Annotated in this window: 7 protein-coding genes; 1 reads left to right on the top strand and 6 read right to left on the bottom strand. The window is 30.9% G+C overall.

Annotation, left to right across the window (positions count from 1 at the left end; genetic code table 11):
* Window positions 1-71: 71 nt before the first annotated feature.
* From ACKTSU_RS06090 to mnmE, 6 genes are all read right to left on the bottom strand, one after another.
* Entirely contained in the window at window positions 72-818 is a 747-nt protein-coding gene (locus tag ACKTSU_RS06090) for a P-loop NTPase family protein (RefSeq protein ID WP_408035483.1), read from the bottom strand.
* A gap of 4 nt (window positions 819-822) precedes the next feature.
* Window positions 823-1,233 carry a helix-turn-helix domain-containing protein gene (locus ACKTSU_RS06095; protein ID WP_299002181.1) on the bottom strand — a complete coding sequence of 137 codons (411 nt, stop codon included), beginning with the start codon at window positions 1,231-1,233 and terminating at the stop codon, window positions 823-825.
* Between the two features lies 1 nt (window position 1,234).
* On the bottom strand, window positions 1,235-1,525 hold the full coding sequence (locus tag ACKTSU_RS06100) for a helix-turn-helix domain-containing protein (protein WP_299002180.1): 291 nt from the start codon (window positions 1,523-1,525) through the stop codon (window positions 1,235-1,237).
* Window positions 1,526-1,633: 108 nt separating this feature from the next.
* On the bottom strand, window positions 1,634-2,548 hold the full coding sequence (locus ACKTSU_RS06105) for a hypothetical protein (RefSeq protein ID WP_408035484.1): 915 nt from the start codon (window positions 2,546-2,548) through the stop codon (window positions 1,634-1,636).
* Window positions 2,549-2,554: 6 nt separating this feature from the next.
* A complete protein-coding gene (locus ACKTSU_RS06110; RefSeq protein ID WP_408035485.1) occupies window positions 2,555-3,706 on the bottom strand; it encodes a tyrosine-type recombinase/integrase in 1,152 nt (383 codons plus the stop codon).
* Between the two features lie 172 nt (window positions 3,707-3,878).
* Complete coding sequence (gene mnmE, locus ACKTSU_RS06115) at window positions 3,879-5,273, bottom strand: tRNA uridine-5-carboxymethylaminomethyl(34) synthesis GTPase MnmE (protein ID WP_408035486.1); 1,395 nt, start codon at window positions 5,271-5,273, stop codon at window positions 3,879-3,881.
* Window positions 5,274-5,770: 497 nt separating this feature from the next.
* Between mnmE and ACKTSU_RS06120 the strand changes: the two genes are divergently transcribed.
* Window positions 5,771-7,599 (top strand): PKD domain-containing protein (locus ACKTSU_RS06120; RefSeq protein WP_408035487.1); only part of this gene is annotated, 1,829 nt, incomplete at its 3' end.

Here is a 7,599-nt window from a genome sequence, read left to right on the forward strand (position 1 = left end):
CTCGCAGAGCAAGTTGAATAATAGGGGTTCTGCCCCTGTTCAACTTGCTAACTTCGCTAACTTCGTAACACTTAAAACCTTCTATCTCCTCCATTTAGTTCTATGAAATTGAACATTTCAAAAAAACGGCTATAAATTCTATCTCCATATTTAATTTCAATATCTTCAACTGTAAGATTTGATGTGATAAATGTTTTTATCCCGTTATTTTTAAAATCATTATAGCGCATTTCAAAAATTCTTATCATTAATTGTTCCTTTATCCCCCAACTGTTTGCTAATTTTTCTGCTCCTAAATCATCAAAATGAACTCTCCCTTTTGTGTATTTTTCTACCACATATTCACCTTCTGTATTGTAATTAGTAATAACATTATGAACAGATATGTTCTTGAACCATAAATACGGAAGCTTATATTTCTTACTGATAATCTGAATAACATCAAAAATTGATGATTTTCCTGTCCCACAGGTTCCATAAACAAACAGCCCTTTTCTAAGTTCTCCGCCATATTCATTTTCAAACCTTGGATTATTTGAAAAGTAAAGAGATATTAAGTGAAGAAAATCTTTGTTAAAACTATCTACTTGGAACTCTCTTCCTTGTTTTTTAAAATAATTTTTACTTTCTCGCCAAATCAAAGTTTTCAGAACTTCGGTTGGTATACTAGAAATAGGGAGTTGTTCTTTTACCTGAGAGATATTTTTGAAATAAGAATTATTCACCTCTATTTCTTTTTTTTCTCGCGCAACTCTTTTTTTTCTTTCATTTTCAGATTCCATTCTAAAATGCTGTTTTAATCTTTGACCTATTCTCATAACCTTATCTTTTTCGAGGATTTAATTTCTTAACTTTCTTTAAATTATTAGATTTAATATTTAAAATTTTATTATTTTCTTTAAGGATTTCTTGTATAGGTCTATTAAAGTTTACTTGTATGGGCTTTTCAAAAATTGTGATATACCTATTCAAAATTTCTTTACTACCCTTATTTCTGTATACATGCCTTTCTATATATCCATATTCTTCAAGCTGTTTTAACCAAAAGTTTATGGACTGTTTAGATACTTGATATAAATTTTCAAAATATCTATTGTTAGCATAGCAAAAACCAAGTTTGTTGGTTAATGAGGTTATTTCGGCATATAGAATTTTAGCGTTGGGGGTTAGTCTTTTGTCATACCTAACAGGTGCAGGAATAATTGAATAATATGCAGGCTCTTTAGTGTGCATATTATTGCCTTTTTTTGTTTTTTAAGACGTAGGAAAGAGCTTGCTTTTCAATATCATTTTTAGACTTACTTTCATTCTGAAGTAACCAGTTATCTAATTTTTCCTTGTTAAAGAAAATTTTACCACCATTTGGTTTACTAAAAGGAATTTGCTTAGTTGAAGTTTTTTTGTATAAATAGCTAGGTTTTAACCCTGTATATTCACAAGCTTCTTCAAATGTTAATACTTTTTTATTTACTAGTAATAGTCTTTCTATTTTGTCTAATTTTTGACTGATTTTTAAGATGTCCATTATTTTTGTTTTTAAAATTTATAATGAACAAAAGCTGCTTTTGTTTCCGTTGATTTAGAATTCTGAAGTAAAAGTATAAAGAAGGAAAAAGGTAAAGGTTAAGATTGTTTACATCTTAACCTTTTTTATTAAATCTGTTATTACATCTGAACTCTTAGGTAAAGAATGAGATTTAGAAACAGAAGTATATATTGATTTTGACTTAATAAAACCATTCTTGTTTCTTATATTTCTGGCCTTTTCTAGTGAAGTAATTTTAATATCTATGGATAAAAACTCATTTATAGTTTTGAATAAAAGATTTGTTTGAATATTATCCATATTCAAATAGATTAATGAATAATGAGTGTGCCAGTCGCCTTTTAATACTTTACAAAAATCTTCGTTAGAAGTTTTTTCGATGTCGATGAATTCGTGTTTTTCAAGTTGTGAGTATAACTTTTCCAAAATGGAATTTGAAACCTTAATATTATAGTTGTTGATGTTTTCAGTTTTACCACCAAAAGTAGCCTCTAATTTTTTTCTTTTGAATAAATTGTATTCAAGAGCTTTTATTAAAAATTCTATAACAGAAACCCTGTTAAATTCAGCAATAGGATTTTCATTAGTCCCATATATAGCGTCATTGAAGTATTCTAATTTAGTTTCAGTTTTTAACTTAAATCTTAATGTTTTTATTAACTGATCTAATTCTACTTGATATTTAGCATTGTATTGATCTTCAAAACAGAAAGTTTGCATACATCTAAATTCTAATTTACTTACACTAGGGTATGGTAAGGCACTATCGTGTCCAAAATAAAAAAAAACATCCAGATGTTTGATAGTTAAACTAATCTTATCTAATGTGGTTTTTTTAGAAAAGATAGGATAAATTATATTGTTTAAAATATGTAAAAACTGTACTTCCGAAGTTTCTGAAATTCTAAATTTAATATCTTCAATATAATCCCATTTGTTATCTCTTTCTAACAGATTTATAATATATCTAGTGTTAAAATCTGATGACGTATATTTTTCCATGCTGTTTTATAGTTCAATATTTAATTTAGGAATTAAAAGAGCAGCCTCTTTCATTTTTTTATCAATGATTTTAGCATAGATTTCAGTAGTTCTAATTTCTTTATGCCCTAAACGTTTAGAAACAGTATAAATATCAGCTCCATTTTCCAATAATAACACAGCATTAGAGTGTCGTGCAGAATGAAATGTAATGTGTTTTGTGATACCTGCACTCATGCACCATTTAATTAAGTTTATATTCATTTGAGCGCTATAATGAAGATTAACAAAAACTCTGTCGTCAGGTCTTCTTCTTTCTCCTAAAAAGTCTCTAGCTTGAGGCGATATATACAAATATTCAGCTCCTTTAGTTTTCTTTTGAGAAAAAACAATTCGGTGAATTGGTTTATCGTCATCATCAGTGCCTTCATCTCTTACTTCACTCCATTTCATTTTATTAATATCGGACCATCGAATACCTGTAAGACATGAGAATAAAAAAGCTTTTTTTAAAATGGTTTGTTTAATGGGTGTCTTTGAAAGTGCTTGGACTTCATCTATAGTTAAATATTCCCTATGTGTTTCGCCCATAGGAATAGCTCGAACTTTTTCAACAAAGTTTTCTTTTAAAAACCCTTCGTCAAATGCACTGCGTAAACAAGCTTTAAATTTATTGTAGTAAGTGTGTTTTGTGTTTTGAGCTAATGGTTGACCGGCTTTTGTTTTTGCTTCAGTATGTAAATACTTTTGAAAGTTTTTAATGAAATCTATATCAATATCATTAAAAGTAGTAGAGGAGGGGCAAAAAGCTTCTATATGCTTCTGAGCAGCTTCCCAGTTGTCGTAATTTGTTTCCGACTGATAACGCTCTTCCTTTTTTTGGTTGTAGTACTCAAGAAAATTAGTTTTTTCTTTAGAACCATGTTGAATTTTGTATTTGCCCTGGTAGTATTCAGCTTGTCGAATAGATAAAATCTTTTCAGCTAATTCAAGAGTTTTCTTATTCTTTTCTTTCTCTGGTTTTGTTTTTGGAGAAATGATTAAATACTCTTTTAAATATTCAAATTCTCTATCATGTTTCGTCTTTCCGTCTTTGTCTATGATGGTGCCTTTGTAATATTCTATAAATAGACTATATTTCCCTGTTTTTAACTTTTTCTTTTTTAATGATATTTTCATAAGAGGTGGAGTTAACTACACCTCTTGTTTGTTTTTATGTTAAGAGGTGGAATTTAGACTCCATAAATGTATTAAAAAAGTAAAACAAAAGAAAATAAAATTAAACGGAAATTACTGTAACTTATTTGTTTTTCAGGGTTTTGTTTCTTTTGGTTTCCTTTGTTTTCCTTTGTTACTTCCCGATACAGAAATTTCCAAAAATATGACCTAAGATATCTTTATCTACATCATATTCACCAGTAATATTTCCTAAATGACGTAAACACTCACGAATATCAATAGCAAATAAGTCTGAAGAGATATCTAAATCAATTCCATTTTTAACGGAGTTGATGCTTTCCAAAGCTAAAGTCAACGCTTCAAAATGACGGGAGTTAGTAACAATCGTTTCGTTATTACTCAAGGCTCCAGTATTAACTAAAGATATAAGCTCTTGTTTTAACTCATCAATACCGATATTTTGTTTAGCAGAAAGTAGAATTAGGTTTTCAATCTCTGACTGTAAAATAGAAGAATCATGACAAGACAACGTATCTATTTTATTAGCAATAACCAATAAACGTTTGTTAGGAAAACGCTGTTGTATAGTTTCAATTTCTTCTAAAAATAAGTCTTTAGAGTGTATGTACTTATTGGAGTCAATTAAGAATATTATTAGTTGCGCATTTTCAGCTTTTTCATATGCTTTTTTAATACCGATGTTTTCAACTATATCTTCAGTTTCTCTAATACCCGCAGTATCAATAAAACGGAAAACAACACCATCAATAATTAGTTCATCTTCAATCGCATCACGAGTAGTACCTGCAATATCAGAAACAATCGCTCTTTCCTCATTTAAAAGTGCGTTTAGTAAAGTTGATTTACCAACGTTTGGTTCTCCAATAATTGTAACAGGAATTCCATTTTTCATGGCGTTTCCAAAAGCAAAAGAATCAATCAATCGTTTTAAAACCGATGAAATTTTAGCGACTAATTCTTTGAATTTAGTTCTATCAGCAAACTCTACATCTTCACCAGAAAAATCAAGTTCTAATTCAATTAAAGCAGCAAAATCTAATAATTGAGCACGTAATTCTTTTAATTCATTGGTAATTCCACCTCGCATTTGCTGAATTGCCATTTGATGCGAAGCAGCGGAGTTAGAAGCAATCACGTCAGCCACAGCTTCCGCTTGCGATAAATCCATTTTACCGTTTAAAAAGGCACGCATTGTAAACTCACCATTGTCAGCCATTCTACAACCATTTTGCAAGAAAAGTTGAATAATTTCCTGCTGAATAAAACTTGAACCGTGACAAGAAATTTCTACAACATCCTCACCTGTATAAGAGTGTGGGTTTTTAAAAATAGATACTAAAACTTGATCAATAACAGTTTCATTATTTACTATATGACCTAAATGTAGTGTATGAGATTTTTGATGTAATAGCGACTTGTTTTTTCTAATAGAAGTAAAAAAAGAATCGACAATACTTATCGAATTTTCTCCTGAAAGTCTAATAACAGCAATGGCACCAACACCTGCAGGTGTAGCTAAAGCAATAATTGTATCGTTTTGTATCATGTTACAAAATTACCTAATTATAAAAGAAGTTTATTAAAATATTTTAGTTCTGTTTTTTCCTTTACTCCTAAAGGGAAAACCCCCCTTTTTTTAATTTGAGTTTTTTGAATCTAAAAATTAACAGTACTTTTACTTTAAAGTTTTTAGAACTTAAAAAACGTTAATCCCTCAAAATAATACAATTCCCAATCAGTATTATTTTATTTTCCTCAATTAAAATTTATTGAACATCCTTGTGTATTAAGTATTGCCAAAAAGCAGTGCTTGGACGTGCGTAACCCTTAATTACCCCATCCCCATTTACCCCATCCCCGTATGGTTTTAGGTAAAAACTAAAACTTTTATAAGTATGTGTTTTCTAGAAAATCTAGAGAAATATTAAAAAAAGTTAATTTAAAAGTAAAGGTATGGGAATGAAAACTACTCATTTTAAAAAATTAATTTTTGCCTTATTGTTGTTTAGTGCGAATTATGTTTTTTCGCAAACAACAGTATCTATGCAAAGTCCCTGTAGTATTTCTGGTTGTGGAGCCCAGGATGTTGAAGTAGGGAGTGTTTATATAGGAGATATAAATGGAAATCCAATTAGTACTTGTACAGTAGGACAACCTCTTTCTGATGTTTATTTGTATTTAGATATTTCTAAAGCAGCCAGTAAAATAGATTTGTATATGCAATTCTATTTAATGAATGGTACAGATAAAATTGATAAAGATGGAAATGTCTACATAGGAACCGATAAAATTAGTATCGGTATACCAGGATCAATTAGTCCAGGAGTATATCAAATGTTTGAGTTAATGAATTACACATGTGGTGAAGAATTAACTTTAACAGATGTATACATTTCTTGGCAAACACCAGGTAGTGCTGGAGGCCCTGGGTGTGCAGTTCAAACTTCAAAATGTTCTGGAGAAAATTTACCACCAATTGACGTGCAAACACCAATAGCACCAAACTTTACGTTTGAGTATGATTGTGGCGCTAATGGTAGTGGTTTTCAAGGATTAACATTTACAAATACTTCTACAGGAGGAGACGGAGTTTTAACCTATCAATGGAGTTTTGGAGCAAATTCGTCTCCATCAGTGGCAGGATCAGAAGGTCCTCATCATGTTGATTATACTAGTTCAGGTGTAAAGTCAGTAACATTAACAGTTACAGATGAAGACGGTGATACAAACTCAATCACAAAAGATATTAATATTGATAGTACTCCCACAGCAGCAATTATGGGAACAAATGTGTCTTGTAATGGAGGGAGTGATGGTGAAGCTAATTTAACAGTTACAGGAGGTAAAGCTCCTTATACTTATTTGTGGAATACAGGAGCAGCGACAGAAGATTTGAATAGTTTAACTATAGGAAATTATAGTGTTACGGTAACAGATGCTAATGGATGTATAGCATTGGCCAATGTAACTATAACAGAACCTTCAGTGTTATCGCTTTCTCTTTTAGGAAGTGATTTAAGTTGTGGAGGAAGTGATGGAGCAATTGACTTAACTGTATCAGGAGGAACAGGTCCTTATACGTATTTGTGGAATACAGGAGCGACTACAGAAGACCTAAGCGGCTTAACAGAAGGTATCTATACTGTTACAGTGACAGACGCAAATGGTTGTCAGGATGTAGATTCTATTACTTTAGTATCAAATGATAACGAAGATCCTATTATTAGTGTTCCGGAAACTTTAGGGTTAGAAGGTTGTGATGAAAATGATATAACAAATTTAAATGCTCGTTATCCTTTCAGTTTAGTACAATCATCAGATATAAAAGGCAGTTTTTTTTCAGCAGGATATACAGCTTCAGATGATGGAACAATAGCTAGCATTAGTTATATAGATGAAATTACTTCAGATGATGGATGTATAACCACAGTAACAAGAACTTTTACAGTTACCGACACATGTGGAAAAACAGGAACAGATACAATGGTAATCACTGTTGAAGATACTATAGCTCCAGATTTTACTGTACCAGGAGATATTTCAATTTTTTCTGATGCAAGTTGTAATTATGATGCGAGTGTTGGTGTAACGGGAGATGTAACAGACGAATCAGACAATTGTAATACAGGTTTAAATGCTGATTTTACAGATGAAGTGTTAGCAGGAAGTTGTGATGGAGAAAAAGTAGTTAAACGTACTTGGAAATTAGTAGATAGTTGTGGTAATACAACAGAAAAAATACAAACCATTACAGTTGTAGACAATATTGTACCGGTACTATCATCAGAGCCAGCTAATATTAGTGTAGACTGTGAATCAATACCAGCAGTACCAACGATTACGGCAAGCGATAACTGTGATACAGTAGTAGA

This window comes from Tenacibaculum aestuarii, from assembly GCF_964510395.1.
GTDB classification, from domain to species: Bacteria; Bacteroidota; Bacteroidia; order Flavobacteriales; family Flavobacteriaceae; genus Polaribacter; species Polaribacter aestuarii.

Coding starts and splice junctions, on each gene's coding strand:
- ACKTSU_RS06095 (WP_299002181.1), bottom strand. CDS start 1,233: ATGCACACTAAAGAGCCTGCATATTATTCAATTATTCCTGCACCTGTT.
- ACKTSU_RS06110 (WP_408035485.1), bottom strand. CDS start 3,706: ATGAAAATATCATTAAAAAAGAAAAAGTTAAAAACAGGGAAATATAGT.
- mnmE (WP_408035486.1), bottom strand. CDS start 5,273: ATGATACAAAACGATACAATTATTGCTTTAGCTACACCTGCAGGTGTT.
- ACKTSU_RS06105 (WP_408035484.1), bottom strand. CDS start 2,548: ATGGAAAAATATACGTCATCAGATTTTAACACTAGATATATTATAAAT.
- ACKTSU_RS06090 (WP_408035483.1), bottom strand. CDS start 818: ATGAGAATAGGTCAAAGATTAAAACAGCATTTTAGAATGGAATCTGAA.
- ACKTSU_RS06100 (WP_299002180.1), bottom strand. CDS start 1,525: ATGGACATCTTAAAAATCAGTCAAAAATTAGACAAAATAGAAAGACTA.